Source organism: Bradyrhizobium sp. F1.13.3 (assembly GCF_040548265.1).
Lineage (GTDB): Bacteria > Pseudomonadota > Alphaproteobacteria > Rhizobiales > Xanthobacteraceae > Bradyrhizobium.
In genome coordinates this window covers 116055-141426 of the sequence record NZ_JBEPRI010000004.1, presented here as the reverse complement: position 1 = coordinate 141426, position 25372 = coordinate 116055, and the positions used below count along the sequence as shown (strand labels likewise).

Below are 25372 nucleotides of genomic sequence, written 5' to 3'. Positions count from 1 at the left end.
CTCCCTGCGGCGGAAGCAAGGTCCCACACCAGTTCGGTCTAAGCGGGAACTGCCTCGATGACCTGGAAGTGCGATCCCGCGCGAGTTGTGCCGCGCATCTCAAATCCGGCCGTTCGGCATAGCTCGGAATACTCTTCGTAGCTCCGTTCCAGCGCACCGAGCATGACGAGCATATTCAGGTCACTGAATTTCGAGATTGGTCCCTCGTTCGGCGGCTCCACCACACGTTCGACAAGGAGCAATCTGGCATCAGCGGTCATAGCGCGGCGGCAGCTCTTCAGGATAGAAATCGATTCCTTGTCGTCCCAATCGTGGATGATCGCCCGCATCACATAGGCGTCGGCCCCCTCCGGGATCGTTTCAAAGAAACTGCCTCCAACGATTTCGCATCTGTCGGCGACACCATGTTGGTTCAGAACTTCAGCCGCCTTGCCAACCACGTGGGGCTGATCGAACAGCGTTCCGCGCAGGCTCTTGTTTGCGGCGAGAATTCCTGCCAGCAGTTGACCTTGGCCACCCCCAATATCCGCGACGTGCCGAAAACGGCTGAAATCGTAGGCAGCGACGATGGCCTCGATGGCGCCGCGAGAATTGGCCGTCATGGCTCGGTTGAAGATCGCGTTCTCATCTGGACGGGTGCTGCGATACTCCCATACGCTCTGACCGTTGAGATGCCGAAAGGCATTCTCCCCAGTGCGAACGCTGTGTTCAAGATGGCCCCAGGCCTGCCAGGCATAAGGTCGGCCGACATATGCGGCCCAGCCATCGAGTGGCGTCGGCGAGTCAGAACGAAGACACTCGCCGATCGGAGTGAGCGAGAACGTCTTGTTCTCGGCCTCGTGGAAAACACCGGCTGAAGCCAGCGCCCGCAAGAGCCGATAAAGTGTCCTCGGATGCGATCCGCTGAGCCGAGCAAGTTCGTTGCTGCTTAGCGGCCCGTGACTGAGGTGGTCGGGTATGCCAAGCCGGGCCGCTACGTGAATGGCCTGCGAAATCTGATAGCCGTTAATCAGCCGCGTAAGGTCCGAGAAAGCATTCGCGGTCATGGTTTCATCTCCTTGCGCGGCCACGCGCACGGTGAATATCCATCGAGTGCGGGCATTCGTGCAAACGGATGATATCGCAGAAATTGCGGTACGCACGCTGTATCGCAACGAAGGCCCTTCAGATTCGACGCCCGCTTAGGGTCACAAGCCGCAGATCACGCTCAAGGTGGGTGAATCCCGCTTTGCTTTGGCGAGCCGAGCCAAGCCTGCAACCCACCGCGCCTCAGTCGCGCGCCCCCGCCAGCCCCGCGAGAAGCGGCGCGTACGCGGCGAGCCTGCGGGATATGAACTCGGTGAAGAGCCGCACGCGCTTGGTCTTGCGTGTCTCCCCCTGTGTGAGAAGCCAAACCGTTCCGTACATGTGCAACTCGGTCCCCGGCACCCGCACCAGCAGCGGGTCGGCATCGCCGACAAAGCACGGCAGTGTCGTGATGCCGAGCCCCTGCCGGACCGCGGCGATCTGCGCCCCGGCATCCGAGGTCCTGAATGGAATGCCCGTGGTGCGAACCTCGCCCGCGCCGGCCCAGTCCGGGATGCCATGCATGCTGATGACGATCCAGCGGAAGGGATCGGGCGCGCCGGCACGCCACGCGGCCAGCCGATCCCTGGACATGTAGACGGCGCCGAACAGCTCCGGTCCCTTCATGCCGTGAAGATTGAGCGGCAGGGTTTTGCGGTCGTAGACGACGCGGATCGCGACGTCGGCCTCACGGTTGGTCAGGTTGGCCAGCTCGCCAAACGACAGGATATCCATCTCGATATCAGGATGCAGACGCGCGAAATCGGCGAAATCAGGCATGAGCAGATGTGTCGCCATCGGCGGCGCCAGCGTCACCCGCAGACGCCCGCGCACGCCCTGGTCGCGCCCGAAGACGCGCGTCTCCAGCTGGTGCGACGACGCTTCCATCTGGTCCGCGAATTCGAGGACCTCCTCGCCCGCAGCCGTCAGGCGGTAGCCCGAAGGCAGCTTTTCGAACATCTGGACCCCGAGGCGTTCCTCGAGCTGGGCGATGCGTCGCAGCACGGTCGCATGGTTCACATCGAGGCGCTCGGCGGCGGCCCGCACCGAGCCTCCGCGCGCGACGGCTAGAAAGTAGCGAACGTCGTCCCAATCGATCATGGTGCGATCCCGCACCGCGCGGTGCGCCTTCCAAAGCTCGTACCTGAGGCATCTAACAGGAGTCCGGCGGTGATCATAGCCTCTGCCGGCAAGAACGGCACAATTCCGAGCGGCGGACGCCGATGGTGACCGCTGGCGTCAGTCGTCGGGCCGGATCGATTTCGCACCACCGATGTGCGCGCTTCCGCACTCAACGCCTGACGCCGGCGGACCTATGTCGCGGGTCTCGGGGGCAGATTCTGCCCGACACCACGACAGGAGAACTTATGGGAAAGCTCGACGGCAAGGTTGCAGTCATCACGGGTGGCGCAACCGGCATCGGCCGCGCCGCGGCAAAGCGTTTCATCGAGGACGGCGCCTTCGTCTTCATCTTCGGCCGCCGGCAGCAAGCGCTCGACGCAGCTGTCGCCGCCCTCGGGCCCAACGTCCGCGCGGTGAAGGGCTCGGTCTCGGATGAGGCCGACCTCGACCGGCTCTACGCGGCGGTGAAGGCCGAGCGCGGAACCCTCGACATCGTCTTCGCCAATGCCGGAGCGGGAAGCCAGCTTGCGCTCGGCAAGATCACGGCCGCGCACATCGACGAAACCTTCGACACCAATGTGAAGGGTACGATCTTCACGGTGCAGAAGGCGCTGCCGCTGATGCGCCGGGGCGGTTCGATCATCCTGACCGGATCGAGCGCGGGCACCACGGGCGCCCAGGCCATGAGCGCCTACAGCGCGAGCAAGGCGGCCGTGCGCAACCTCGCGCGGACCTGGGCGGAGGATCTGAAGGGCAGCGGCCTCCGCGTCAACGTGCTCTCGCCCGGGGCGACTGCGACCGAACTCGCGAAGGAAGCGCTGGGCGAAGAGGGCCAGAAGGTGTTCGCCGCGATGACCCCGCTGCAGCGCATGGCCGATCCCTCGGAAATTGGTGCCGTGGCGGCCTTTCTCGCCTCGTCGGACAGCAGCTTCATGACCGCCAGCGAAGTCGCCGTCGACGGCGGACTTGCGCAACTCTGACTCCCGGCGCGGTCCCGCGCCAGGCTCACACATAACGAAAGAGAAACGACATGAAAAAACTAGAAGGCAAGATCGCAGTCGTCACCGGCGGAAGCAGCGGGATCGGGTTGGCCACAGCCAAGCGCTTCGTGGACGAAGGTGCGCACGTGGTGATCACCGGGCGACGCGAGAAAGAGCTGAAGGAGGCCGCAGCGTTCATCAAGACAAACGTGACGACGGTCGTGAGCGACGTCTCTCGCTTGGAAGACCTGGACCGGCTCTATGCCGTCGTGAAAGAGAAACATGGTCACATCGACATTCTCTTCGCGAACGCGGGCGCGGGGACGATCGCGCCGCTCGCGCTAGCGACCGAGGCCCATTTCGACCAGACCTTCGATGTGAACGTGAAGGGGCTGTTCTTTACGGTGCAGAAAGCCCTGCCCCTCTTCAAGGACGGCGGTTCGATCATCCTGAATTCTTCGGTGTCGAATGTGTTGGGGTTGCCGGGGTTCAGCGTCTACGCCGCGAGCAAGGCGGCCGTGCGTAACTTCTCGCGCGCTTGGACGCTGGAGCTGAAAGACCGCAACATCCGCGTGAATACGATGAGCCCCGGACCGACCGAGACCCCTGCCCTGGAGACGACGACGGGCCTGACCCGCGAGCAAGCCGAGCAAGCGGCCGCTCAGTTTGCTTCACAGATCCCCATGGGTCGCAGGGGCAAGCCGGAGGAAATCGCGGCTGCCGTCACGTTCCTCGCCTCCGATGAAAGTTCTTACATCACCGGCGTGGATCTCGCCGTCGATGGCGGCATGGCGCAGGTCTGACCGCGGCATCAACACAAAATCAGAGAAACATCATGAGCTACGCAATTATCGGCTTCGGCCATATCGGCCAGGCGCTGGCCAGGGCGTTTGCCCGCAACGGCATCGAAGTATCCGTTGCAACCACGCGCGACCCGGAGAGCTTTGCATCCGCCGCGGCCGCGATCGGACCCACGATCATTCCCAAAACACTGGCGAACGCGGTCAAGGCGGACATCGTCTTCTTGGCGGTCCGTTTCGAGTCGCACCAGGATGTCGCGAAGGCGCTGCCGACGTGGCAGGGCAAGACGATCGCCGATGTGACCAATGCCTACGGCGTGCCCCCGGAGAAACTGGGGGGACAACCTTCGTCCAGGGCCGTCGCGCAAGCCTTCAATGGCGGTCGACTGGTCAAGGGCTTCAACCATCTGGGTGCTGCCGTGCTTGGCCAGGATCCGGCCGTCCATGGTGGCAGGAGAGTCGTGTTCCTGGCGAGCGACGATGATGCTGCTGCAGCGGAGGTTGGCGCGCTTGCGGAAAAGCTCGGCTTCGCGCCGATCAAGCTCGGCGGGCTTTCGGAAGGTGGACTGCTCGTGCAGGCGCGCGGAAACAGCTGGGGTCAGCTGATCTTCAAGGATTTGGTCAAGTTCGGCTGACGAACACGGGGACACGAAGCATGCGATCGGATCGCGCGCGATCCGATCGCAGCGAAATGGAGAAACTCGAATGAGCACCGAGAAAAACATCCAGACCGTAAAGGACTTCTTCGCCGCGATCGGCCGCGGCGACAGGGAGGCTCTGCTGGCGCTGGTCACTGAGGACATCGAGTGGATCATCCCGGGCGAAGACTGGCCGCTGGCCGGAACGCACCGCGGGCACGACGGGGTGACGGATCTGCTCGAGACGGCATCCAAGTCGATCGAAACGTCGACGGAACCCCGGGAGTTCGTCGCGCAAGGAGACCGGGTGCTGGTCGCCGGCTTCGCGAAGGGAAGGATCAAAGCCACGAACAAGATTTTCGAGGACGACTGGATCTTCGCCATCACGGTCCGGGACGGCAAACTGACGAACATCCGGGAGTACATCGACACCCAGGCGCTGGCGCGGGCCGCGCGCGCGTCGAATGCCCGACCGTAAAGGAGATCCCTATGTACGACCAATCCAGGCTATCGGAGTTGATCCGGTTCGCACGAATAGATGCGGGCGCCACCGTCATCGACGTTTATCCAGGCGACGGCGACTGGACCCGTCTCTTCTCCGAGATCGTGGGACCCGGAGGACGGGTTGACAGCTTCGTGCCGGCCGAGATCGCCCACTTCAAGAACGATCCCGTCGGCCGCATGCGGATGCTTGCGAAGGAGCCGGGCCGAGACAACGTCGAAGCCGTCTCGGCGGACCTCGTGGCGATGCCGCAGGCCACGCGACCAGCGGATGTCCTGTGGCTGCACCTGTTCTACCACGATCTCCACACCGCGCTGATCCAGGCCAGGGGCGCGACGGCGGCGCGCTTCAATCGCGCCGTCTACGAGCGGCTGAAGCCCGGCGGGTGCTACGTCATCGTCGACCACTCCGCCGCGCTCGGCGCGGGCACCAGCAACGCCCAATCGCTGCACCGGATCGAGCCTGCATCCGTTCGCAGGGAGGTGGAGGCGGCCGGCTTCGTGCTGGACGCGGAAAGCACCCTGCTCGCGAACAATAACGATCCGCACACGATCAAGGTGTTCGATCCCGCGATCAAGGGCAAGACCGATCGCTTCGCCTATCGGTTCGTGAAGCCGTGAGAGAGATCGTAGGGCGGATTAGCGAAGCGTAATCCGCCATCTTGAGCGCGACTCGGCGAGAGAGGGCGGATTGCGCAGCCGGATCACTTTTTAGTCGTGCTCTCAGATGGCTGCGCTGCCGACCCGCCGATTTTCGTCGAGACCACGTAGACGTCGACGGCGCTCATCGAGCATTCCTCGCTTGATGCCTGGTTTTTCGTGATGACCTCGATTGTCCTGCCATCCTTGGTGTGAAACGTGATGTCGTAAACCTGCTGGTGGAGGTCCTTGCCGATCTTTTCGGACGCGAGACGAACGGCCTTGGTCTGCGCCTCGATCACTGATGGGATATCAATCAGGCCGGCGTTCTTGAGGTGCACGAGGGCCATGTTCCTGGGCCAACTCGCGCAGTCCGGAGACTTCGCCAGAGCCACTGCAGCCGGCATGGCAAATATTGCGGCCATCACCACTTTCAACGCGGCGCGCATCAATGCAACACCTTGATGGTGTGGTCACCACTTTCACATATCTGCTTGCGCCTATCGATCGGCAGGACGGCAATGGACATGCCGTCGCGGTCGCCGTGCTTGCAAAGCTTCTTGCAAGGCTCGAGCTTCTGAAGTCCCGTATCGGTCAACAAGGTATTCTCCGTTCCTTCAACGCCAGATAGCATCATCGACCATGATGGTACAGAACCGACCGAAACGGAGCCCCTAAAAACGTGTCCTCGCGGAAAGAACTGTTTGACGTTGGGCAAGATAAAGATTGGTTCTCAGACACCTAGGCATCTAAATGCCGCTGCCTACTTTTCGGCGTCGAGTGCTAGCCGAACCGCAGGCCTAGCCATGACCCGCTCGGCGTGCGCAACGATGTTGGGAAACGGCGAGAGATCGAAGCCAGTAAACGCTCCCCATCGCTGGATCACGACAAGATAGGCGTCGGGGAGAGTGAAGGCCGAACCGGTCAGGAACGCCTGCCCATCGGCGAGCTCCTGCTCGATCAGCGCAAACCTGCGATTCAGGTAGGCTACGGTCGACGCACGGGAGTCAGGGGTCAGCGCTGGATCGAACAGCCGACCGAACGGCTTGTGCAACTCGGTGCCGATATAGGTCAAATAGCTGTTGACCCGCGCCCGCTCGATCGTGCCGGAGAGCGGCGCGAGTGTGCCAGGCGCGTATCTGTCGACGAGATACTGCGTAATCGCAGGACCTTCGGTTAGAACCTCCCCGTCATCGAGCTCCAGCGCGGGCACGTAGCCCTTCGGATTGATCGTCAGATAGTCGCTTCCAGACTCGGTTCGCTTGGTCGCCGGATCGACGCGGTCGAGCGTAAAGGGCAGATCGAGTTCGCGCAGCACGATGTGCGGCGACAAAGAGCACGAGGACGGAGAGTAGAAAAGCTTCATTGGAAGTACCTTCTAAAGAGAGAGTAGATCAGCTTCATGAGGTGTAGCCTGGCCTCCCTGCGAGATCGGCGAACACCAGCGCTTGGCGCCATCCGGCAGGGCTCGTCCTCATGGCCTGGCGGAACGCGTCGGCCATCGTCTCTGCCAGCCACGCCGCGTCCAGCCCCCCGAGATCAACCGCGGCCAGTCCGGCATCCGTCGCCAGCGCGGCAGCCACCATCTTCGCTTCCGCGTCGTCGCTGGCGAGCAATACCTGCGCCCCTGACGCCGTCAGCCGCTCGGGATTCTCCCTCAGCAACTGCATCACCACAGTATTGAACGCCTTCACCACGCGCGCCCGCGGTGCGGCCGCCTGCAGCCGCTCGGCAAAGCTTGGTCCTTGGGGACGCGGTGAGGCGTAATCGCCGATTGAACCGGGCTCGCGGTTGTTCGGGTCGAGTACGATCTTCCCGGCGAGCATGTCCGGGCTGGCGGGCATGACGCCGCGCGGCGTCCACAATACAACCTCACCGAACGCCGCAGCCTGTTCCTGTGTGGTCGCTCGCGCACCGGCAAGACCCGACACCGCCTCCGCCGCCCGAGCCGGGTCGCGCGAGCCGAAGGCCACTTCGTGACCCGCCCGCGCCCAGATGGTCCCCAAGGTCTGCCCCACCGGCCCAACACCCACGATTCCAATGCGCATCATCGTTTTCCTGCTTCTGACACTCCCAACGTAAGGGCGCGGGGCCGCGCAGGGCAGGACAAATGGTGTTGCGGCTGAAGCAACCAAATGTATTGAATGAAACATGGACACTCTGCGCGCCGCCGTCGTCGTTCTCCGTGTTGCCGAGGCGGGCTCCTTCGCCGGGGCCGCGCGCGAGCTCGGCGTGACCCCGGCCGCAATTGCCCGCCTCGTCGGCCGCTTCGAGGCCACGCACGGTGCGCGCCTGTTCCGCCGCTCGACCCGCGCACTCTCCCTCACACCCGACGGTGAGCGCTTCCTTGCCGAGGTCCGAGGCCCGGCGCTCGCACTCGCGGCTGCCGCCAGCCGTCTCGGCGCACCAGTAGGGGTCGCGGGTACGGTGCGCGTGACCGCAGCCGCCTCCCTCGCTCCGACCCTGCTGCACGCCTTGGCCTCGCTTCTGGAGCGGTACCCGGCCCTGCGCGTGGAGTTCACCCTCGATGACCACTTCGCCGACCTCGGCGGCGGCCGCTGGGATCTCGCGGTGCAGATCGCGCCCCGGATCGCCGACGCCAGTCTCCTTGCCCGGCGCCTTGCACCGTTGCCGCTCGTCACCCTTGCCGCGCCCGCCTATCTCGCCAGGCACGGGACGCCTCTAACGCCTGATGATCTCGCAAAGCACCGGCTGATCGGCCTGCGTTTTCCGGCGACGGGACGGCTGATGCCCTGGCTGTTCCGCGCACCGGGCGGCACGCGCCGCCTCCAGCCCGACTTCGCACTGACCGTGGACGGTTCGGATGCCCTGCGCGCAGCGACGGTGCTTGGGGCCGGGATCGGGCAGGCTGGAACGGCGGCTCTCCTCGGCTCGGGCGGTCTCGTGACGGTACTCGGCGCCTACGCACCGCCTCCTTGGGCCGTGTGGATGTTGCGCGCGCCGGGGCCCGCAGGATCGGCGCTTGCCGCAGTCATGGACGCGTTCGTCGCGGCGTTTCGGCGGAAGAAGAAATGACGACAGAGGCGATGGGCCGTGCCGGATGGGCGGACGCTTACCGGCCTTCCACCACTTTTCGTCACTCCAGGGCGGGCGGCCCACGTACCGTGGCGTATTCCCGGACACCTTCGGAGGGCGAAAATTATTCCCACTCAATCGTCCCAGGCGGCTTGCTGGTCACGTCGTACACCACCCGGTTCACGCCCTTCACCTCGTTGATGATGCGCGTGGCGGTCTCGCCGAGGAATTTCATGTCGAACTGGTAGAAGTCCGCGGTCATGCCGTCGGTGGAGGTGACGGCGCGCAGGCCGACCACAAAATCGTACGTACGGCCGTCGCCCATGACTCCGACCGTCTTGACCGGGAGCAGTACCGCAAAGGCCTGCCAGATGTCATCGTAGAGCCCGTGCTTGCGGATCTGGTCGATGTAGACGGCATCGGCCTTGCGCAGGATGTCGAGCTTCTCGCGTGTGATGTCGCCGGGACAGCGGATGGCGAGGCCGGGGCCCGGGAACGGGTGGCGGCCGACGAAGATTTCGGGCAGGCCGAGTTCGCGGCCGAGCTTGCGCACCTCGTCCTTGAACAGCTCGCGCAGGGGCTCGACCAGCTTCATGTTCATGCGCTCGGGGAGACCGCCGACATTGTGGTGTGACTTGATCGTCACCGAGGGACCGCCGGTGAAGGAGACGCTCTCGATCACATCGGGATAGAGCGTGCCTTGAGCCAGGAAGTCGGCCCCGCCGATCTTCTTGGCCTCCGCCTCGAACACCTCGATGAAGAGGCGGCCGATGGTCTTGCGCTTGGTTTCGGGGTCGGTGACGCCTTCAAGCTCGCCGAGAAACTGCTTCGAGGCATCCACGTGCACGAGCGGGATGTTGTAGTGGTGGCGGAACAGGTCGACCACGGTCTTGGCTTCGTCGAGACGCAGCATGCCGTGATCGACGAACACGCAAGTGAGCTGCTCGCCGATGGCTTCGTGAATCAAGACGGCCGCGACTGCGGAATCGACTCCGCCGGACAGGCCGCAGAGCACCCTGCCCTTGCCGACCTGGGCGCGGATCTTCGCGATCTCCTCCTCGCGGAAGGCGCGCATGGTCCAGTCGCCGGACAGGCCTGCGATTTTGCGAACGAAGTTGCGGATCAGTTTGGCACCGTCGGGGGTGTGCACCACTTCCGGGTGGAACATCAGGCCGTAATATTTGCGCGTCTCGTCCTGGATGATCGCGAACGGCGCGTTCGGCGAGGTGCCGGCGACGGAAAAACCCGGCGGCATTTTGGTGATGCGGTCGCCATGGCTCATCCAGACCTGGTTCTTGCCGCCCGGCGACCAGATGTCCTCGAACAGCTTGCTTGGCGCCTTCACCTCGACATCGGCGCGGCCGAATTCGCGGTAATGGCCGCCCTCGACAGTGCCCCCGAGCTGCTCCGCCATCGCCATCTGGCCGTAGCAGATGCCCATCACGGGCACGCCGGAATCGAAGATCGCTTGCGGCGCCCGGGGCGAGCCCGCCTCATGCACCGACTCAGGACCGCCGGAGAGAATCACCGCTTTCGGCTTCATCTCGTTGAAGGCTTGTTCGGCCTTGTTGAACGGGACGATCTCGCAATAGACGCCGTCCTCGCGCACGCGACGCGCAATGAGCTGCGTCACCTGGCTGCCGAAGTCGACGATGAGAATCTTGTCGTGCGCCGAGGCCACCGAGGGCGTCGACGCGGAGCGGTCGGTCTGTGCTGCTGTCATGGCAAGCAGATACGCGACGGGGGCTTTTCCCGCAACCGCGCGGGCCGCGCGCCCACATTCTTCTTTGGGCATGGACAAATCAATACAGGTAAGTATTATTGACCTAATTGCGCCATCCTCAAACAGCGCCAATCAGGGAGAACGCTCGTGTCACAACACAATCAGCCATCACAGCTCGCCGCGCTCGGCCGGACCTGGGTCGAGGCCTGGAACGCGCGCGATCTCGAGCGCGTGCTCACGCTCTATGACGAGGATACCGTGATGACGTCGGACCGCATCCCCATGTTGGGATTCGATGAAAGCGGCACCGTGCGCGGCAAGGATGCATTGCGCGCCTATTGGGGCAAGGCGCTCGCCTTGGTGCCGAACCTGCATTTCTCGCTGATCGAATTGTTTGTCAGCCCTGACAGCGTGGTGGTGTTCTACGAGAACGAGCGGGGAAAGCGGATCTGCGAATATCTGCGGGTGAATGCGGCCGGAAAGATCGTGCAGGGCTCGGCGAATCACCCGGTGCATTGACGCTCGCTGGGTTGGACGACGCGCCCTCACCCACCGCTGTCATTCCCCGCGAAGGCGGGAATCCAGTACGCCGCGGCTTTTCCGTATCACGGCACGGCCTCTGGAATACTGGATCGCCCGGTCGAGCCGGGCGATGACACCGAGAGTGAGGCGCGAGCGTGCCTCAAGCTCGTCATTGCGAGCGCAGCGAAGCAATCCAGGCTGCCGCTGCAGATGCATCACTGGATTGCTTCGCTGCGCTCGCAATGACGGAGACTGCTGGACGAGCGTGCGCTAACAACAGCGCTGCCGGCTCTGACACAGGATCCCCCCATGAAGCTCCCCACCTCCCCCTTCACCGTCACGGATTGGAGCAAGGTCGAGCCGACCATCCATCCCGGCGAGACCGGGCAGGCGCAGTGGCGCACGCTCAACATCGGCGATCTCCGGGTTCGGATGGTCGAGTATACGCCGGGCTATCTCGCCGACCATTGGTGCGACCGCGGCCACGTGCTCTACGTGTTGCAAGGCGAGCTCGACAGCGAGCTGCGCGACGGGCGTAAGTTCAAGCTCACGGCGGGGATGAGCTACCAGGTCTCGGATTTCGGCGACGCCGCGCACCGGTCCTCGACGGCGACCGGGGCGACGCTGTTTATCGTCGATTGAGCGCCCTGGACGGGTTAATTTGCACCGCAAAATAGCAAAATACGGGGACATCCCGAGCGGCGGGTGGTGCCTTGAAGTGGCCCCAAAATCTCGCTATATTGTGATCATCGATACTTGGCCGAACGACTGGGCCGCTTCGCTTCGTTGCTGACGGGCGCGCACGCTTCAGATGATTTCTCCAACATCGACTGATCAGGACTATGGGCGCAATAATGCGTACCGGTCCGCGTGTTAACTTCTTAAGCAAAGGAAATTCCCATGGCTATGGGCACCGTGAAGTGGTTCAACAATCAAAAGGGTTTTGGTTTCATTCAGCCGGATGACGGCGACAAGGACGTGTTCGTGCACATCAGCGCCGTCGAGCGCGCTGGCCTCTCGACCCTCAACGAAGGTCAGAAGGTCTCGTTCGACATCGTCGCCGATCGTCGCAGCGGCAAGTCCTCGGCGGACAATCTCCGCGTCGGCTAAAGCCCGCGCACCGTTCTGACCACGGACGTACCGGCAGAACGTCAACTTAGAAAACCCCGCGACCGGGTTCCGGTTCGCGGGGTTTTTGTTTGGGGTCGCCGCACCCCCAAGAGCGACTATGACGCTACGATTTCTTCAGCACCGAGACGAAGAACCCGTCCGTCCCCGTCCGCCGCGGCGTCATCATCCACCCTTCGGCGGATCGTAGCGCGGCTTGCTCAAACTCCTCCGCCTTGTCCCAGAGCACGCTCGCGGTCTGCTCGGGCGGCACCACCGCGAACTCGGGATGGCGGGCGGTGAACGCCCTCACCTGCTCGCCGTTCTCCTCTGAAAGCACCGAGCAGGTGATGTAGGCGATGCGGCCGCCGGCCTTGACCAGCGGAACCGCGCGGTCGAGCACCTCGGTCTGGTCCCGCAAGCGAATCTCCAGCGCGCCCGGGCGCATGCGCCATTTGGCATCTGGGTTGCGGCGCCAGGTTCCGGTTCCCGTGCAGGGCGCGTCGATCACGACGAGGTCGGCGGTGGCGCTGATCTCGGCCAGCGGATCGGCGTCGCCCTTGGGCGTGCGCACATCGGCATTGTGGACGCCGGCGCGCGACAGGCGTTCGTGGATGGGCGCGAGTTGCCGCTTGTCGCTGTCGGTCGCGATCAGCCGGCCCTTGCCCTGCATCATCGCGGCGAGCGCCAGCGTCTTGCCGCCGGCTCCCGCACAGAGATCGATCACCTGCTCGCCGGGTTTTGCCGCGGTCAAGGCAGCTGCAAGCTGCGACCCCTCATCCTGGACTTCAATGGCGCCCTTGATGAAATCCTCCTCGGCCTGGATGCCGGGGTTGCGCGCATCGGCCGAAAGCTCGATGCGCAGCCCGGTTGCGGACCACTGCGTCGGTTTCGCATGAAGATGAGCAAGCGCCCCCAGCACCTTGTCGCGATTGGATTTTAGCGTGTTGACGCGCAGGTCGAGCGGCGCCCGGCTCGCCATCGCGGCCGCCTCCGCGACACGCTCGTCGCCGAACGCCTTTGCCAAATACGGATCCAGCCATTCTGGATAGTCGCCGGCGATCGCGGCCGGGGCCCCTTCAAGCGACCGCGAGGCGAGCGCGGTCTGCTCGGCCTCGGTCAACGGCGCGGGAGCAAAGCGGCTGCCGTCGAACAGCGCGGCCATCGTCGCCGCATCCATGTTGCGCTCGAGGCGAAGCATGCCGATCAGCCGCGACCGCGCGGTGTCCGAATCCATCAGGTAGGCGCTCGAGGCATAGCGGCGCAGCACGTCCCAGACGAGGCCGGCAATGGCGGCGCGGTCGCCGGATCCGGCGAAGCGGTGCGCGGTGCCCCACTCCTTCAACGCCTTGGCCGCGGGCACGCGGTCCTTCTCGATGGTGTCGATCAGTTCGATGGCTGCGGACAGCCGGGCAGCGGGAGTCATTTGAATCTTTCAGATCAGGATCGGCGAGTAGCGCCTAGATCAGCAACAGCATTTTCAAAGCGAAGTAGATCCACATCGCGAGCAGGACGAGCACGCCCGCGAGCCAGATCGTGGAGCGGCGGCCGAGATTGTTGGAGGAGACGAAAATTCCGGCATGGACGAAGCGCGTCACCACGAACACCCAGGACATCAGCACGATGAACAGATCGGCATGGCGCAACGGGAGCGCCAGCGCGATCAGGGCGTAGAACAGCACCGGCAGTTCGAACTGGTTGCGGTAGCAATTGGCGAATTGTGTGGCCCCCTTCGGCCAGTTGGGCTCGCCCAGCGCAATGTCACGGCTCTTGGTCTCGCCGGACACGAGCGCGCGCCGGCGTCCCATCGCCATGGCGATCAGGAGCGCGAAGGTGAGACCGACCTGCACGAAAACCGGCAGCAAAACCATTTGAACGGACATCGGAATTTCCCGGGATTTCCCAACCGGCGGAAGCCGCAGCTAGCGTCCATTAGCGGTCACCGCTGGTCCTGACAATCAACGAGTTGAACCGGCGTTCCCGATGAGGCGACCAACTGTCGACAGTTAAAGCGATTTTGCCCCTTGGGGCGCGCAAGGCGAGAGACCGCCATGAACACCCTCTTCAGCCAGATCGGCAGCCTGACCGGTGCTTTGACCGAGTCCGCCGACGGCCAGTTCGGCATCCTGATGTCGGCACTGGCCGGCATCGCGACGGCGCTTGCGGTGGCGCTGGCGATGACGGTCTACTTCCGAATGAGCTATCGGACCTGGCGTGATGTCCTCAGGCACGGCCTCGCTGCGCTCGCCGCCCTCGCTCTGTTCGCGTTTGCCGCCTACGACATGCGCCATGCCGCGCTCGCCTATCTCGGCCTCAATCCCTCGAAACCCGCGATCGAGTTCGAGATCCGCATGCCGAGAGAGACCTTGGCGGCCGTGTCCGACACCCAGATCGAGCTGCATACCGACCGCAACCAGACGCTGGCGCTGGTCGACGGCGTGCGGGAGCTCGGTGATGGCCGCTCCGTGCTGCGTGGCGTGGTGGCGCTCAACCATCGCACCGCAGACCGCGTGCTGATCGTGAATCTGCCCGGCAAGGGCACCTTCGAATTCCGCCTCCGCCTGCCGGCCGAGCCGCATCGCTCCGAGCAGTTTGGCACCCAGTTCGGCCCTCAGTTCGGTCCCTGGCACCTCGCCGACCGCATCGCCTCGCCGCTGGCAAGCCCGGTCGCGCCGCAGGACGCCTACACGATCCGCTACCGCGTGCTTTAAACATTGTTCGATCGCGGACCGCGGACGCGCCGTCATCGTTCCGACGTCGGGCGGGGCCTATGATCGATCCATGTCCGAATTTCGCCTGACGCAGATCTCCGACACCCATCTTGGCCGGCGCTTCCCTGGCCTGATCGCCAACTTCCAGGCGCTCAGCGAGCATATCGACACCGATAGGCCCGATCTCGTCGTCAACACCGGCGACGTCTCGTTCGACGGGCCGACCAGCCGCGACGACGTCGAATTCGCCAAGGCCCTGCATGATGCCCTGCCCGTCGCCTGCCGCTACATCCCCGGCAATCACGACATCGGCGACAATCCGACCGCGGTCGGCCCTGCGCCGAAGCCGCCGGTCGCGGAAGCGCATCGCCAGCAATTCCGCAAGATCATCGGCGAGGACCATTGGTCGTTCGAGGCCGCGGGCTGGTGCTTCATCGGCCTCAACTCGCTGGTGATGAACTCAGGGCTCGCCTTCGAGGCCGAGCAGTTCGATTGGCTCGCCTCGGAAGTGTCGCGCACGAACGGCAAGCCGGTCGCGCTGTTCGTACATAAGCCGATATTTCTCAACCTGCCCGACGACCCTGAAACACCGGAGACGTCGATCCGCTACGTGCCGCAGCCGGCCCGCGCGCGGCTGATTGAGATGTTTGCACATGTCGACCTGCGCCTCATCGCCAGCGGTCACGTGCACCAGCGGCGCGACTTCACCTGGCGCCACACCCGCCACGTCTGGGCGCCGTCAGCCGGCTTCAAGATCAACGATGCGCGCCAGGAGCGGATCGCGATAAAGGAGGTCGGGCTCGTGGAGTACCGCTTCCAGCCCGACGGCTTCGAGGTTCGCCACGTCAGGGCCGCGGGCCAGGTCGATATCGATATCGAGGAGCTGCTCGCCCAGATGGGCGGTGCGCACTAGCGCTGCCCATCGCTGCTCAAGCGACGCTCTTGAGATCCTGCTGGATCGCGGCAAGCAAGGACTGCAGAGCGTCGCTGTTCACCGGCTTGGCCCCGGTATTGGCGGGCTGAACATTGGCAGGCCGCGCGGCTTTGACCGGGCGCTTGGGGAATGGCGGCGTGGGTGTGGGCATCGCGGATTGCGCGAACACGTCCTCGGTGTGAACGAACTTGCCATGAATGACGTCGTCGCGACGGCCCATGACAAACATCGTCGCCCAATAACCGGCAGCCAGCAGGATTACGCAGAAAACAACAAGCTCTAACATCATCGCACCTGAAATATGCGCAATGATTCAATGCCTTCGCCTGCCCGTCAATGAACCGACGGTCACACCTGCGGCTTTTACGGGCAGGTGTGGCCGATCGGTCACTCTTTGTTAACGATACCCGGCCCCGAGGGGGCCGAGAGCAGCGGATCAAGCCTTATCCGGCCCGACCCGCACCAGCTGCTTGCCGAAATTGGCCCCCTTCAGAAGCCCCATGAAGGCCTCGGGCGCGCTCTCCAGGCCCTCGGTGACGAACTCCTTGTACTTGACCTTGCCCTCGCGGACCCAGCCGGACATGTCGCGCAGGAAGTCGCCATGGCGTGAGGCGAAGTCGGAGACGATGAAGCCGCGGAAGGTCAGCCGCTTGGTCAGGGTCGCGCGCATCATGCTGGCGGCCCATTTCGGCGGCTTCGCTTCGGTATCGTTGTAGTGGGCGATGAGGCCGCAGACGGGTACGCGCGCAAACGCATTGAGCAGCGGGAACACCGCCTCGAACACCGCGCCACCGACATTCTCGAAATAGACGTCGATGCCTTTCGGGCAGGCGTCCTTCAGCTTCGCCGCCAGATCGGGATCGCGGTGATCGATGCAGGCATCAAAGCCGAGCTCCTTCACGACGTACTCGCATTTGTCCTTGCCGCCGGCGATGCCGACCGCGCGTGCGCCCTTGATCTTCGCGATCTGTCCCACGGCCGAACCGACCGCACCGGAGGCACCGGCGACGACGACGGTCTCGCCCGCTTGCGGCTTGCCGATATCGAGCAGCCCCGTGTAGGCGGTCATGCCGGGCATGCCGAGCACGCCGACGGCCGTCGAGATCGGCGCGAGCTTCGGGTCGATCTTGTTCAGCCCCTTGCCGTCGGAGATCGCGTGCGTCTGCCAGCCCGCGCGAGAGAGCACGATGTCGCCCTTGGCGAAGTTCGGATTGTTGGAGGCTGCGATCTCGCAGACGGTACCGGCTTCCATCACGCCGCCGACGGGTACCGGCGTCGCGTAGGACGGACCGTCGCTCATGCGCCCGCGCATATAGGGATCGAGCGAGAGCCAGATGGTGCGCAGCAGGACTTCACCTGCCGCAGGCGTCGGCACGGCGAATTCCTCGATGCGGAAATCGGACGGCTTTGGCTCGCCGACGGGACGCGCGGCGAGAACGATGCGTTTGCCTTGGGACATGATGGCTTCCTCCTGAGTTTTCTTCGTCGCGAACGGAAGCGGAGCGAGCGGAGCACGTCAATACAAAAGCGACGGAGCGTAGTTGCAGGACAGCGCGGCAAATGGAGTTTAGTACACGCCAACCACGCCCTCGCTGTCATCGCCCGACTTGATCGGGCGATCCAGTATTCCAGAGGCGGTCGTGGTCGAGCCGAGAAGCCGCGGCGTACTGGATGCCCCGGTCAAGCCGGGGCATGACAGCGGAATGTGGAGCGCCTAACCCCCGCCCGGATAGTTCGGCGCCTCGCGCGTGATGGTGACGTCGTGGACGTGGCTTTCGCGCAGGCCCGCTCCGGTGATGCGCACGAACCGCGCCTTGTTGTGCAAGTCCTTCATGTCCTTTGCACCGACATAGCCCATCGCGGCGCGCAGGCCGCCCGCGAGCTGGTGCATGACGTTGCCGACCGGGCCCTTGTAAGGCACCTGGCCTTCGATGCCTTCGGGCACGAGCTTGAGCGTGTCCTTGATGTCCTGCTGGAAGTAGCGGTCGGCCGAGCCGCGCGCCATCGCGCCGACCGAGCCCATGCCGCGATAGGCCTTATAGGAGCGGCCCTGCCACAAGAACACTTCACCGGGCGTCTCGTCGGTGCCGGCGAGCAGCGAGCCGACCATCGCGATGTCGGCACCGGCAGCGAGCGCCTTGGCAAGATCGCCGGAGAACTTGATGCCGCCGTCGGCGATGACGGGGATGTCGGACTTCTTCGCCGCCTCGACCGCATCCATGATCGCGGTGAGCTGCGGCACGCCGACGCCGGCGACGATGCGCGTGGTGCAGATCGAGCCCGGGCCGATGCCGACCTTGATGCAGTCCGCGCCTGCATCGATCAGCGCCTGCGCACCCTCCGAGGTCGCGACGTTGCCGGCAACGACCTGCACGGAATTGGACAGGCGCTTGATGCGGTTGACCGCATGGAGCACGTGACGGGAATGGCCGTGCGCGGTGTCGACCACGACGAGATCGACGCCGGCATCGATCAGCCGCTCGGTGCGCTCGAAGCCGCTATCACCGACCGTGGTGGCGGCGGCGACGCGCAGGCGGCCCTGCGCGTCCTTGCAGGCCAGCGGATGGGCGACCGCCTTCTCCATGTCCTTCACGGTGATCAGGCCGACGCAGCGATATTGCTCGTCGACCACGAGCAGCTTCTCGATGCGGTGCTGATGCAGCATCCGCCGTGCCTCGTCCTGGCTGACATTCTCGCGCACCGTGACGAGACCTTCGTGCGTCATCAGCTCGGAGATTTTTTGCTGGCGGTCGGTGGCGAAGCGGACGTCGCGGTTGGTGAGAATGCCGACCAGCTTGCCCGGCGTGGACTTGCCCGCACCGGTGACGACGGGAATGCCCGAGATGCCGTGATCGCTCATCAGCTTGAGCGCGTCGTCCAGCGTGGCGTCGGGGCTGATGGTGAGCGGGTTCACCACCATGCCCGACTCGTAGCGCTTGACCTGCCGCACCTGGGCGGCCTGCCCTTCCGGATCGAAATTGCGATGGATGACGCCGATGCCGCCGGCCTGCGCCATGGCGATTGCCATGCGGGCTTCAGTGACCGTGTCCATGGCGGAAGCCATGATCGGGATGTTGAGCGGAATGGCGCGGGTGACGCGGGAGCGGATGTCGACCTCGCCCGGCATGACGTCCGACAGGCCCGGCTTCAGCAGCACGTCGTCGAACGTGAGGGCTTCGCGAATGCCTTGTTGCACCGTGGCCATGTGCCAACTCCTTCCGCGGCCCTGCCGCAAATAACTATGGATGAGCGCCGCCCTCGGCGTACCTTGCGGCAACGCCGGAGAATCGGAGCCCATCGGTGGGGTTGACGCGGGTCGATAGCACGGGCGGGCGACGAATCAAAGCAAATCGGACCGCCGGCCAGCCATGCACAGGCTATTTTTGGGCAGGTTCGGCGGCGGCTCGTGCTGGCGGATGGCGTCCACGACCTCCGGTGCCGATAGATCATCGCCATCTCCGGCACGGGACGGGCACCCACCTGGGCTCACGCAGGATTTAGGTGCCATGCGTCGATCCGCAATGGTCGCGGCCCAGCGGCGGTGATAAGCCGCAATTCGCGCCCTTCCTTCCGATTTCCCTTACCAATCCGTCATGGTTGACAAGCAACGCATCATTCCGCTGATCGTGGCCACTGCTCTCTTCATGGAGAACATGGACTCGACGGTGATCGCCACGTCGCTGCCCGCGATCGCGGCCGACATCGGCACCAGCCCACTGACGCTCAAGCTCGCGATCACCTCCTATCTGCTGTCGCTTGCGGTGTTCATCCCGGCGAGCGGCTGGACCGCCGACCGGTTCGGCGCGCGCATGGTGTTTGCGATTGCCGTCGGCGTGTTCATGGTCGGCTCGGTCGGCTGCGCGCTCTCGACATCGGTCACCGACTTCGTGTTCGCGCGCATCCTGCAAGGCATGGGCGGGGCGATGATGACGCCGGTCGGGCGCCTCGTGCTGTTGCGGTCGGTCGACAAGAGCGCGCTGGTCAATGCCATGGCGTGGGTGACGGTCCCTGCCCTGATCGGCCCCGTGATCGGGCCGCCGCTCGGCGGCTTCATCACGACCTATGCGTCATGGCACTGGATCTTCCTGATCAACATCCCGATCGGGTTGCTCGGCATCTTCATGGCCTTGCGCTTCATCGATCCCATCAAGAGCGAGGAACGAGAGCCGTTCGACCTCTACGGCATGGTGCTCGCCGGTCTCGGGCTCGCCGGCATCGCCTTCGGGCTGTCGGTTGCCGGCCTCAATCTGCTGCCATGGAGCACGGTCGCCGCCCTGGTCGTCGGCGGATCGATCTCGATGACGCTGTATGTCCTTCACGCGCGGCGAACGGGGTCGCCGGTGCTGGACTTTACGCTGCTGAGGCTGCCGACCCTGCGCGCGGCCATTCTCGGCGGATTCATGTTCCGGCTCGGCATCGGCGCGCTGCCGTTCCTGTTGCCGCTCCTGATGCAGATCGGCTTCGGCCTCTCGCCCTTCAAGTCCGGCCTCGTCACGTTTGGCTCCTCGCTGGGCGCCATGGGCATGAAGGCGCTGGCCGCACGCATCATCCGCGCTTTCGGCTTCCGCAACCTGATGACGGTGAACGCGATCATCAGTGCGGTCTTCCTCGCCGCATGTGCGCTCTTCACCGTGACGACGCCACTGCTGATCATCATGATCATCCTGGTGGTCGGCGGCTTCTTCCGTTCGCTCGAGTTCACCGCGATCAACACGGTCGCCTATGCCGAGGTCGAGCACGCGCAGATGAGCCGCGCAACCACGCTCGTCAGCGTCAACCAGCAGCTCGCGGTATCAGCCGGCGTCGCGGTCGGCGCCGCGTCCGTGGAGACGACGATGTGGCTCAGCCACGCCAGCGAGCTCAACGCCAGTGTGTTCGCGCCGGCCTTCCTCGTGGTCGCCCTGACCTCGGCGGCATCGAGCTGGTTCTTCTGGCAGATGCCCGCCGATGCCGGCCACGAAGTCTCCGGCCGCAAGGCGGTGGAGATCGCGAGCCGCAAAGGTGCCGGCAAGGGCGCGGAGAAGGCGGCCGTGAAGGCCGCAACCGAGGATACGCAGGACGTGCGGGATCAGCGGCTGGGGTAGCCCAACTCGTCATTGCGAGCGAAGCGAAGCAATCCAGAATCCCTCCGCAGAGACAGTCTGGATTGCTTCGTCGCAAGAGCTCCTCGCAATGACGGAGTTTGTTGCTATTCCGTCGCCCCGCCCCGAAACCCCGTCGCCAGCACGTAGCGCTCCGAGGAATCCGCACGGCTTGCGGCCGGCTTGACGTGACGCACCGTGGCGAAATCGCGCTTGAGCTGGGCGAGCAGCTCGGCGTCGGCCCCGCTCTGGAACGCCTTGGCGAGGAAGGTCCCGCCCGGCTTCAGCACATCGCAGGCGAATGCGGCGGCAGTCTCGATCAGGCCGACGATGCGAAGCTGGTCGGTCTTGCGATGACCGGTGGTATTGGCAGCCATGTCGGACATCACGATGTCGGCGCCGCCGTCGAGCATCGCCTTGAGCTTGTCCGGCGCGTCATTGTCCATGAAGTCGAGCTGTGCGAACTCGACGCCGGCAATCTCGGGGATTTCGAGCAGATCGATCGCGATGACCTTGCCCTTGCCGTCGACCGAGCCGACGCGCTTGGCGGCGATCTGGCTCCAGCCGCCCGGCGCCGCGCCCAGATCGACCACTGCCATGCCGTGCTTGAGCAGCCGGTATTTGTCGTCAATCTCGAGCAGCTTGAAAGCGGCGCGCGAGCGATAGCCCAGCGCCTTCGCCTTCACCACATAGGGATCGTTGAGCTGCCGCTCCAGCCACAGCTTGGACGACAATTTGCGCTTGCCGTGGGTCTTGACCTGGACGTGCAAGCGGCCGGTGGTGTCCTTGGCCATCTCACCAGCTCCTGAGCGCGCCGTCTTCGCGCATCATCTCGACCAGCATGCCTTCACGCAGGCCCCGGTCGGCGACGCGCAGGCGTGGCAGCGGAAAGGCGCGGCGGATCGCGTCGAGGATGGCGCAGCCGGCCAGGACGAGATCGGCGCGCTCGATGCTGATGCAGCTGTTGCCGGCGCGCTCCTCGTAGCTCATGCCGAGCAGCTTGTTGATGGTCGCGGTGACATCGGTATCGTTCATCCAGACGCTGTCGATGCGTCGACGGTCGTAGCGCGCAAGGTTGAGATGGATGCCGGCGAGCGTCGTCACAGTGCCTGACGTGCCGAGCAGATGCATGTCTGCGAGATCGCCGCCATGCTGTTCGGCGAACGGCTTGATGTGGTGGGCGACCTCGCGCTCCATCGCGGCGTAGATCTCCGGTGTCACGTCGCGCCCGCCGAACTGCTCGGCAAGGGTGACCACACCGAACGGAATCGACATCCAGGCTTTGATGCGCGGCTCCGGATTTGCGGCGTCGCGCTCGATCCGCACCAGCTCGGTCGAGCCGCCGCCGATGTCGAACAGGATCGCACCGCGCCCCCTGGGATCGACCAGCGGAGAGCAGCCGAGCACGGCGAGCGCCGCCTCGGTCTCGCGGTCGATCACCTCGAGCTCGATCCCGGTCTCGGCAGCGACGCGGCTGCGAAAGCCTTCGGCGTTCGAGGCGGCGCGGCAGGCTTCGGTGGCGATCAGCCGCAGCCGCCGCGCTTTGCGCAGGTTGATCTTGTCGCGGCAGATGCCGAGCGCCACGATGGCGCGCTCGATCGCGGCCTCGCTGATGCACCCCGTTGCCGAGACGCCCTCGCCGAGCCGGATGATGCGCGAGAAGGAATCGACCACGCGAAACCCGTCGTGGGTCGGACAGGCGATCAGGAGCCTGCAATTGTTGGTGCCGAGGTCGAGCGCCGCGTAGACGCCGGTTCCCGGCGCTTGCGCGCCGACGGCCGGTTCAGTGGCGAACGCCGCCGCCATCGACCCCAGCTCACCGTGCGGCGCAAGGCCGTCGCGGAGCCGCGTGTGGTCATTCATATAAACTGTCTTTCCGCGGCCGGTTGGGCCGATCTGGAATTGCTTTTTCGCCTGAAACATTAGCAGCGCGCCAATCCTGCGCAACAACGCATCACATGGGACCATGCCCATTCGTGCGTTGTCGTGAACGGGCCGGTAGGTTATTTTTGAAGGGTCCGGTCCCCCAGGCGCCTCCCAAACCGCGCAATTGCCGGCTTTTCAGGTCAATTCCATGCAAGAACACACCAAATCCTCCACGCTCGAAAACGCTATTGCACTGCAAAAATATGGCGTCGGGCAGCCGGTCCGCCGCAAGGAGGACGATACCCTGGTGCGCGGCAAGGGCCGCTACACCGACGATTTCAACCTGCCCGGCCAGGCCCATGCCGTGATCGTCCGCTCGACCCATGCCCACGGCGTCATTCGCGGCATCAACATCGACGCCGCCAGGGCGATGCCGGGCGTGCTGGGGGTGTGGACCGGCAAAGACCTCGATGCGGCCGGCTACGGCCCCTTCACCTGCGGCCTGCCGCTGAAGAGCCGCGACGGCTCTCCCCTGCTCCAGACCAACCGCCAGCCGCTCGCAACCGACAAGGTCCGCTTCGTCGGCGATCCCGTCGCCTTCGTGGTGGCGGAGACGCTGGCCCAGGCGCGCGACGCGGCCGAGGCGGTCGAGCTCGATATCGAGCCGCTGCCGGCGGTGACCGACCCCGAGCAAGCCGCAACACCCGGCGCGCCGCAACTCTACGACCACATCCCGAACAATGTCGCGCTCGACTACCACTATGGCGACATCGAGAAGGTCAACGCCGCGTTCGCCAGCGCCGCGCACGTCACCAAGATCGACATCGAGAACACCCGCGTCGCAGTTGTCTCGATGGAGCCGCGCGTGGGGCTCGCCTCCTTCGACAAGAAGACCGAGCGTTACACACTTCAGGTGCCAACGCAGGGAGTGGCGGGTAACCGCGCCAATCTCGCCAAAAACCTGAAAGTGCCGAACGAGAACGTGCGTATTCTCACCGCGAATGTCGGCGGTTCGTTCGGCATGAAGAACATCAACTACCCCGAATACATGTGCATCCTGTACGCGGCCAAGGAATTGGCACGGCCGGTGAAATGGCTGGACGAACGCTCGACCAGCTTTCTCTCCGACAGCCACGGCCGCGCGCAGAGGATCCATGCCGAACTGGCGCTCGACCCCGAGGGCCATTTCCTCGCGGCAAAGCTCGAAGGCTACGGCAATCTCGGCGCCTACATCACCGGCGTTGCGCCCGGCCCGCTTTCGCTCAACACTGGCAAGAATTTTTCCAGCGTCTACCGTACTCCGCTGATGGCGGTGGACATCAAGGTGGTGCTGACCAACACCACGTTGATGGGCGCCTATCGCGGCGCCGGCCGGCCAGAGGCCAACTACTACATGGAACGGCTGATCGACCGCGCCGCCGACGAGATGGGCATCAACCGCCTGACCTTGCGCAAGCGCAACTTCATCAAGCAGAACCAGATGCCGTTCGCCGCGTCCTCCGGCGTCACCTATGACAGCGGCGACTTCCAGGCTGTCTTCAACAAGGGGCTCGAAATCTCCGACCACGAGAATTTTGCCAAGCGCAAGAAGGAGAGCAAGAAGGCCAGCAAGCTGCGTGGCATCGCCGTCGGCTCCTATCTGGAGGTGACCGCACCTCCCGGCGTCGAACTCGGCAAGATCGTGTTCGATCCCGATGGCTCGGTGCAGCTCATCACCGGTACGCTCGATTACGGCCAGGGCCACGCATCCGCATTCGCGCAGGTGCTCTGCCAGCAGCTCGGGGTGCCCTTCGACAGCGTCAAGCTGGTGCAGGGCGATAGCGATATCGTCCACACCGGCAATGGCACCGGCGGCTCGCGCTCGATCACTGCGACCGGCATGGCGATCGTGGGCGCCGCCAAGCTTGTGATCGAAAAGGGCAAGCGCGCCGCAGCGCACATGCTGGAGGCATCCGAAGCCGACATCGAATTCGAAGGCGGCAGTTTCACGATCGCCGGCACCGACCGCAGCATCGACATCATGGAGCTCGCCAAGCGCCTGCACGACGGCAAGGCGCCGGAGGGCGTGCCCGACAGCCTCGACGTCGATCACACCAGCGAACCGGTGCCGTCGGCCTTCCCGAACGGCTGCCATGTCGCCGAGGTCGAGATCGACCCTGAGACCGGCGTCGTGCAGATCGTGCGCTACAGCGCGGTCAATGATTTCGGCACGGTGATCAATCCGCTGCTGGTCGCGGGCCAACTCCATGGCGGCGTCGTCCAGGGCATCGGCCAGGCTCTCATGGAGCACGTTCGCTACGACGAGAGCGGCCAGCCGATCACGGGCTCGCTGATGGACTACGCTCTGCCGCGCGCCGAGGACGTTCCGAACATGACGGTCGGCGACCACCCGGTACCGGCCACGACCAATCCGCTCGGCAGCAAGGGCTGCGGCGAAGCCGGCTGCGCCGGCAGCCTGTCGACGGTCGTGAACGCGGTGATCGACGCGCTCTCCGACTATGGCATCAAGCACATCGACATGCCGCTGACGCCGGAACGTGTGTGGCGCGCGATCCAGGATGCGAAGGGGAAAGCGGCGTAAGTCACGCTCTCTCCTTCGTCATGGCCGGGCTTGACCCGGCCATCCACGCCGTGAGGCATCAAGAAC

Annotated in this window: 27 protein-coding genes; 13 read left to right on the top strand and 14 right to left on the bottom strand. The window is 64.5% G+C overall.

What is annotated here, in order from left to right; all coding sequences use genetic code 11:
* Positions 1-38: 38 nt before the first annotated feature.
* Together ABIB66_RS12940 and ABIB66_RS12935 are read right to left on the bottom strand one after the other, a co-directional pair.
* Positions 39-1046 carry a methyltransferase gene (locus ABIB66_RS12940; protein ID WP_354204056.1) on the bottom strand — a complete coding sequence of 336 codons (1008 nt, stop codon included), beginning with the start codon at positions 1044-1046 and terminating at the stop codon, positions 39-41.
* A gap of 223 nt (positions 1047-1269) precedes the next feature.
* Positions 1270-2166, bottom strand: coding sequence for a LysR family transcriptional regulator (locus ABIB66_RS12935; RefSeq protein ID WP_354204058.1), 897 nt, complete (start codon positions 2164-2166; stop codon positions 1270-1272).
* Between the two features lie 266 nt (positions 2167-2432).
* On the opposite strand from ABIB66_RS12935, the gene ABIB66_RS12930 reads away from it, so the two are divergent.
* From ABIB66_RS12930 to ABIB66_RS12910, 5 genes are all read left to right on the top strand, one after another.
* Complete coding sequence (locus ABIB66_RS12930; RefSeq protein ID WP_354204060.1) at positions 2433-3167, top strand: SDR family NAD(P)-dependent oxidoreductase; 735 nt, start codon at positions 2433-2435, stop codon at positions 3165-3167.
* 50 nt (positions 3168-3217) lie between these two features.
* A complete protein-coding gene (locus tag ABIB66_RS12925; protein WP_354204062.1) occupies positions 3218-3970 on the top strand; it encodes an SDR family NAD(P)-dependent oxidoreductase in 753 nt (250 codons plus the stop codon).
* Positions 3971-4002: 32 nt separating this feature from the next.
* Complete coding sequence (locus tag ABIB66_RS12920) at positions 4003-4602, top strand: NADPH-dependent F420 reductase (RefSeq protein ID WP_473318094.1); 600 nt, start codon at positions 4003-4005, stop codon at positions 4600-4602.
* Between the two features lie 70 nt (positions 4603-4672).
* A complete protein-coding gene (locus tag ABIB66_RS12915) occupies positions 4673-5083 on the top strand; it encodes a nuclear transport factor 2 family protein (RefSeq protein WP_354204064.1) in 411 nt (136 codons plus the stop codon).
* A gap of 11 nt (positions 5084-5094) precedes the next feature.
* A complete protein-coding gene (locus tag ABIB66_RS12910) occupies positions 5095-5727 on the top strand; it encodes a class I SAM-dependent methyltransferase (protein WP_354254921.1) in 633 nt (210 codons plus the stop codon).
* An 83-nt stretch (positions 5728-5810) separates the two neighbouring features.
* Here the strand turns inward: ABIB66_RS12910 and ABIB66_RS12905 are convergent, their stop codons facing one another.
* The 4 genes from ABIB66_RS12905 to ABIB66_RS12890 form a co-directional block, all read right to left on the bottom strand.
* On the bottom strand, positions 5811-6194 hold the full coding sequence (locus tag ABIB66_RS12905; RefSeq protein ID WP_354204068.1) for a hypothetical protein: 384 nt from the start codon (positions 6192-6194) through the stop codon (positions 5811-5813).
* Positions 6194-6346 (bottom strand): integrase, encoded by a 153-nt coding sequence (locus ABIB66_RS12900; RefSeq protein WP_354204070.1) that lies wholly within the window; start codon positions 6344-6346, stop codon positions 6194-6196. The genes ABIB66_RS12905 and ABIB66_RS12900 overlap by 1 nt, the downstream gene beginning before the upstream one ends.
* A 162-nt stretch (positions 6347-6508) precedes the next feature.
* On the bottom strand, positions 6509-7111 hold the full coding sequence (gene gstA / locus ABIB66_RS12895) for a glutathione transferase GstA (RefSeq protein ID WP_354204072.1): 603 nt from the start codon (positions 7109-7111) through the stop codon (positions 6509-6511).
* A 34-nt stretch (positions 7112-7145) separates the two neighbouring features.
* A complete protein-coding gene (locus ABIB66_RS12890; RefSeq protein ID WP_354204074.1) occupies positions 7146-7793 on the bottom strand; it encodes an NADPH-dependent F420 reductase in 648 nt (215 codons plus the stop codon).
* Between the two features lie 103 nt (positions 7794-7896).
* Here ABIB66_RS12890 and ABIB66_RS12885 point away from each other — a divergent pair, with 103 nt between their 5' ends.
* On the top strand, positions 7897-8781 hold the full coding sequence (locus tag ABIB66_RS12885) for a LysR family transcriptional regulator (RefSeq protein ID WP_354254920.1): 885 nt from the start codon (positions 7897-7899) through the stop codon (positions 8779-8781).
* Positions 8782-8905: 124 nt separating this feature from the next.
* Here the strand turns inward: ABIB66_RS12885 and guaA are convergent, their stop codons facing one another.
* Positions 8906-10504 carry a glutamine-hydrolyzing GMP synthase gene (guaA, locus tag ABIB66_RS12880; protein WP_473318228.1) on the bottom strand — a complete coding sequence of 533 codons (1599 nt, stop codon included), beginning with the start codon at positions 10502-10504 and terminating at the stop codon, positions 8906-8908.
* Positions 10505-10651: 147 nt separating this feature from the next.
* On the opposite strand from guaA, the gene ABIB66_RS12875 reads away from it, so the two are divergent.
* From ABIB66_RS12875 to ABIB66_RS12865, 3 genes are all read left to right on the top strand, one after another.
* Entirely contained in the window at positions 10652-11023 is a 372-nt protein-coding gene (locus tag ABIB66_RS12875; RefSeq protein ID WP_354204080.1) for a nuclear transport factor 2 family protein, read from the top strand.
* A gap of 312 nt (positions 11024-11335) precedes the next feature.
* A complete protein-coding gene (locus ABIB66_RS12870) occupies positions 11336-11668 on the top strand; it encodes a DHCW motif cupin fold protein (protein WP_219683300.1) in 333 nt (110 codons plus the stop codon).
* A gap of 258 nt (positions 11669-11926) precedes the next feature.
* Complete coding sequence (locus ABIB66_RS12865) at positions 11927-12136, top strand: cold-shock protein (RefSeq protein ID WP_007592195.1); 210 nt, start codon at positions 11927-11929, stop codon at positions 12134-12136.
* Positions 12137-12260: 124 nt separating this feature from the next.
* Here the strand turns inward: ABIB66_RS12865 and ABIB66_RS12860 are convergent, their stop codons facing one another.
* Together ABIB66_RS12860 and ABIB66_RS12855 are read right to left on the bottom strand one after the other, a co-directional pair.
* Positions 12261-13559: an RsmB/NOP family class I SAM-dependent RNA methyltransferase gene (locus tag ABIB66_RS12860; RefSeq protein ID WP_354204082.1), complete on the bottom strand. Its 1299-nt coding sequence runs from the start codon at positions 13557-13559 to the stop codon at positions 12261-12263.
* Between the two features lie 34 nt (positions 13560-13593).
* Positions 13594-14016: an MAPEG family protein gene (locus ABIB66_RS12855; RefSeq protein WP_275167293.1), complete on the bottom strand. Its 423-nt coding sequence runs from the start codon at positions 14014-14016 to the stop codon at positions 13594-13596.
* A gap of 168 nt (positions 14017-14184) precedes the next feature.
* Between ABIB66_RS12855 and ABIB66_RS12850 the strand changes: the two genes are divergently transcribed.
* Both ABIB66_RS12850 and ABIB66_RS12845 read left to right on the top strand, forming a co-directional pair.
* The gene (locus ABIB66_RS12850; protein WP_354204085.1) at positions 14185-14844 is read left to right on the top strand and encodes an acriflavin resistance protein; all 660 of its coding nucleotides are present in this window, start codon (positions 14185-14187) and stop codon (positions 14842-14844) included.
* A gap of 70 nt (positions 14845-14914) precedes the next feature.
* Positions 14915-15757: a metallophosphoesterase family protein gene (locus tag ABIB66_RS12845; protein WP_354204087.1), complete on the top strand. Its 843-nt coding sequence runs from the start codon at positions 14915-14917 to the stop codon at positions 15755-15757.
* A gap of 16 nt (positions 15758-15773) precedes the next feature.
* Here the strand turns inward: ABIB66_RS12845 and ABIB66_RS12840 are convergent, their stop codons facing one another.
* The 3 genes from ABIB66_RS12840 to guaB form a co-directional block, all read right to left on the bottom strand.
* The gene (locus ABIB66_RS12840; RefSeq protein WP_354055370.1) at positions 15774-16064 is read right to left on the bottom strand and encodes a hypothetical protein; all 291 of its coding nucleotides are present in this window, start codon (positions 16062-16064) and stop codon (positions 15774-15776) included.
* Positions 16065-16214: 150 nt separating this feature from the next.
* Positions 16215-17237, bottom strand: coding sequence for an NADPH-dependent curcumin/dihydrocurcumin reductase (curA, locus tag ABIB66_RS12835; RefSeq protein ID WP_354204089.1), 1023 nt, complete (start codon positions 17235-17237; stop codon positions 16215-16217).
* Between the two features lie 255 nt (positions 17238-17492).
* On the bottom strand, positions 17493-18983 hold the full coding sequence (gene guaB, locus ABIB66_RS12830; protein WP_354254918.1) for an IMP dehydrogenase: 1491 nt from the start codon (positions 18981-18983) through the stop codon (positions 17493-17495).
* Between the two features lie 388 nt (positions 18984-19371).
* Here guaB and ABIB66_RS12825 point away from each other — a divergent pair, with 388 nt between their 5' ends.
* Positions 19372-20862: an MFS transporter gene (locus tag ABIB66_RS12825; protein WP_354204093.1), complete on the top strand. Its 1491-nt coding sequence runs from the start codon at positions 19372-19374 to the stop codon at positions 20860-20862.
* Between the two features lie 104 nt (positions 20863-20966).
* Here the strand turns inward: ABIB66_RS12825 and ABIB66_RS12820 are convergent, their stop codons facing one another.
* Complete coding sequence (locus tag ABIB66_RS12820) at positions 20967-21653, bottom strand: RlmE family RNA methyltransferase (protein ID WP_007592230.1); 687 nt, start codon at positions 21651-21653, stop codon at positions 20967-20969.
* A 1-nt stretch (position 21654) separates the two neighbouring features.
* Positions 21655-22722, bottom strand: coding sequence for a Ppx/GppA phosphatase family protein (locus ABIB66_RS12815; protein WP_354055378.1), 1068 nt, complete (start codon positions 22720-22722; stop codon positions 21655-21657).
* 211 nt (positions 22723-22933) lie between these two features.
* Between ABIB66_RS12815 and ABIB66_RS12810 the strand changes: the two genes are divergently transcribed.
* On the top strand, positions 22934-25306 hold the full coding sequence (locus ABIB66_RS12810) for a xanthine dehydrogenase family protein molybdopterin-binding subunit (RefSeq protein WP_354254917.1): 2373 nt from the start codon (positions 22934-22936) through the stop codon (positions 25304-25306).
* Positions 25307-25372 lie beyond the last annotated feature (66 nt).

Coding starts and splice junctions, on each gene's coding strand:
- ABIB66_RS12940 (WP_354204056.1), bottom strand. CDS start 1,046: ATGACCGCGAATGCTTTCTCGGACCTTACGCGGCTGATTAACGGCTAT.
- ABIB66_RS12935 (WP_354204058.1), bottom strand. CDS start 2,166: ATGATCGATTGGGACGACGTTCGCTACTTTCTAGCCGTCGCGCGCGGA.
- ABIB66_RS12930 (WP_354204060.1), top strand. CDS start 2,433: ATGGGAAAGCTCGACGGCAAGGTTGCAGTCATCACGGGTGGCGCAACC.
- ABIB66_RS12925 (WP_354204062.1), top strand. CDS start 3,218: ATGAAAAAACTAGAAGGCAAGATCGCAGTCGTCACCGGCGGAAGCAGC.
- ABIB66_RS12920 (WP_473318094.1), top strand. CDS start 4,003: ATGAGCTACGCAATTATCGGCTTCGGCCATATCGGCCAGGCGCTGGCC.
- ABIB66_RS12915 (WP_354204064.1), top strand. CDS start 4,673: ATGAGCACCGAGAAAAACATCCAGACCGTAAAGGACTTCTTCGCCGCG.
- ABIB66_RS12910 (WP_354254921.1), top strand. CDS start 5,095: ATGTACGACCAATCCAGGCTATCGGAGTTGATCCGGTTCGCACGAATA.
- ABIB66_RS12905 (WP_354204068.1), bottom strand. CDS start 6,194: ATGCGCGCCGCGTTGAAAGTGGTGATGGCCGCAATATTTGCCATGCCG.
- gstA (WP_354204072.1), bottom strand. CDS start 7,111: ATGAAGCTTTTCTACTCTCCGTCCTCGTGCTCTTTGTCGCCGCACATC.
- ABIB66_RS12890 (WP_354204074.1), bottom strand. CDS start 7,793: ATGCGCATTGGAATCGTGGGTGTTGGGCCGGTGGGGCAGACCTTGGGG.
- ABIB66_RS12885 (WP_354254920.1), top strand. CDS start 7,897: ATGGACACTCTGCGCGCCGCCGTCGTCGTTCTCCGTGTTGCCGAGGCG.
- guaA (WP_473318228.1), bottom strand. CDS start 10,504: ATGACAGCAGCACAGACCGACCGCTCCGCGTCGACGCCCTCGGTGGCC.
- ABIB66_RS12870 (WP_219683300.1), top strand. CDS start 11,336: ATGAAGCTCCCCACCTCCCCCTTCACCGTCACGGATTGGAGCAAGGTC.
- ABIB66_RS12865 (WP_007592195.1), top strand. CDS start 11,927: ATGGCTATGGGCACCGTGAAGTGGTTCAACAATCAAAAGGGTTTTGGT.
- ABIB66_RS12860 (WP_354204082.1), bottom strand. CDS start 13,559: ATGACTCCCGCTGCCCGGCTGTCCGCAGCCATCGAACTGATCGACACC.
- ABIB66_RS12855 (WP_275167293.1), bottom strand. CDS start 14,016: ATGTCCGTTCAAATGGTTTTGCTGCCGGTTTTCGTGCAGGTCGGTCTC.
- ABIB66_RS12850 (WP_354204085.1), top strand. CDS start 14,185: ATGAACACCCTCTTCAGCCAGATCGGCAGCCTGACCGGTGCTTTGACC.
- ABIB66_RS12845 (WP_354204087.1), top strand. CDS start 14,915: ATGTCCGAATTTCGCCTGACGCAGATCTCCGACACCCATCTTGGCCGG.
- ABIB66_RS12840 (WP_354055370.1), bottom strand. CDS start 16,064: ATGTTAGAGCTTGTTGTTTTCTGCGTAATCCTGCTGGCTGCCGGTTAT.
- curA (WP_354204089.1), bottom strand. CDS start 17,237: ATGTCCCAAGGCAAACGCATCGTTCTCGCCGCGCGTCCCGTCGGCGAG.
- guaB (WP_354254918.1), bottom strand. CDS start 18,983: ATGGCCACGGTGCAACAAGGCATTCGCGAAGCCCTCACGTTCGACGAC.
- ABIB66_RS12825 (WP_354204093.1), top strand. CDS start 19,372: ATGGTTGACAAGCAACGCATCATTCCGCTGATCGTGGCCACTGCTCTC.
- ABIB66_RS12820 (WP_007592230.1), bottom strand. CDS start 21,653: ATGGCCAAGGACACCACCGGCCGCTTGCACGTCCAGGTCAAGACCCAC.
- ABIB66_RS12815 (WP_354055378.1), bottom strand. CDS start 22,722: ATGAATGACCACACGCGGCTCCGCGACGGCCTTGCGCCGCACGGTGAG.
- ABIB66_RS12810 (WP_354254917.1), top strand. CDS start 22,934: ATGCAAGAACACACCAAATCCTCCACGCTCGAAAACGCTATTGCACTG.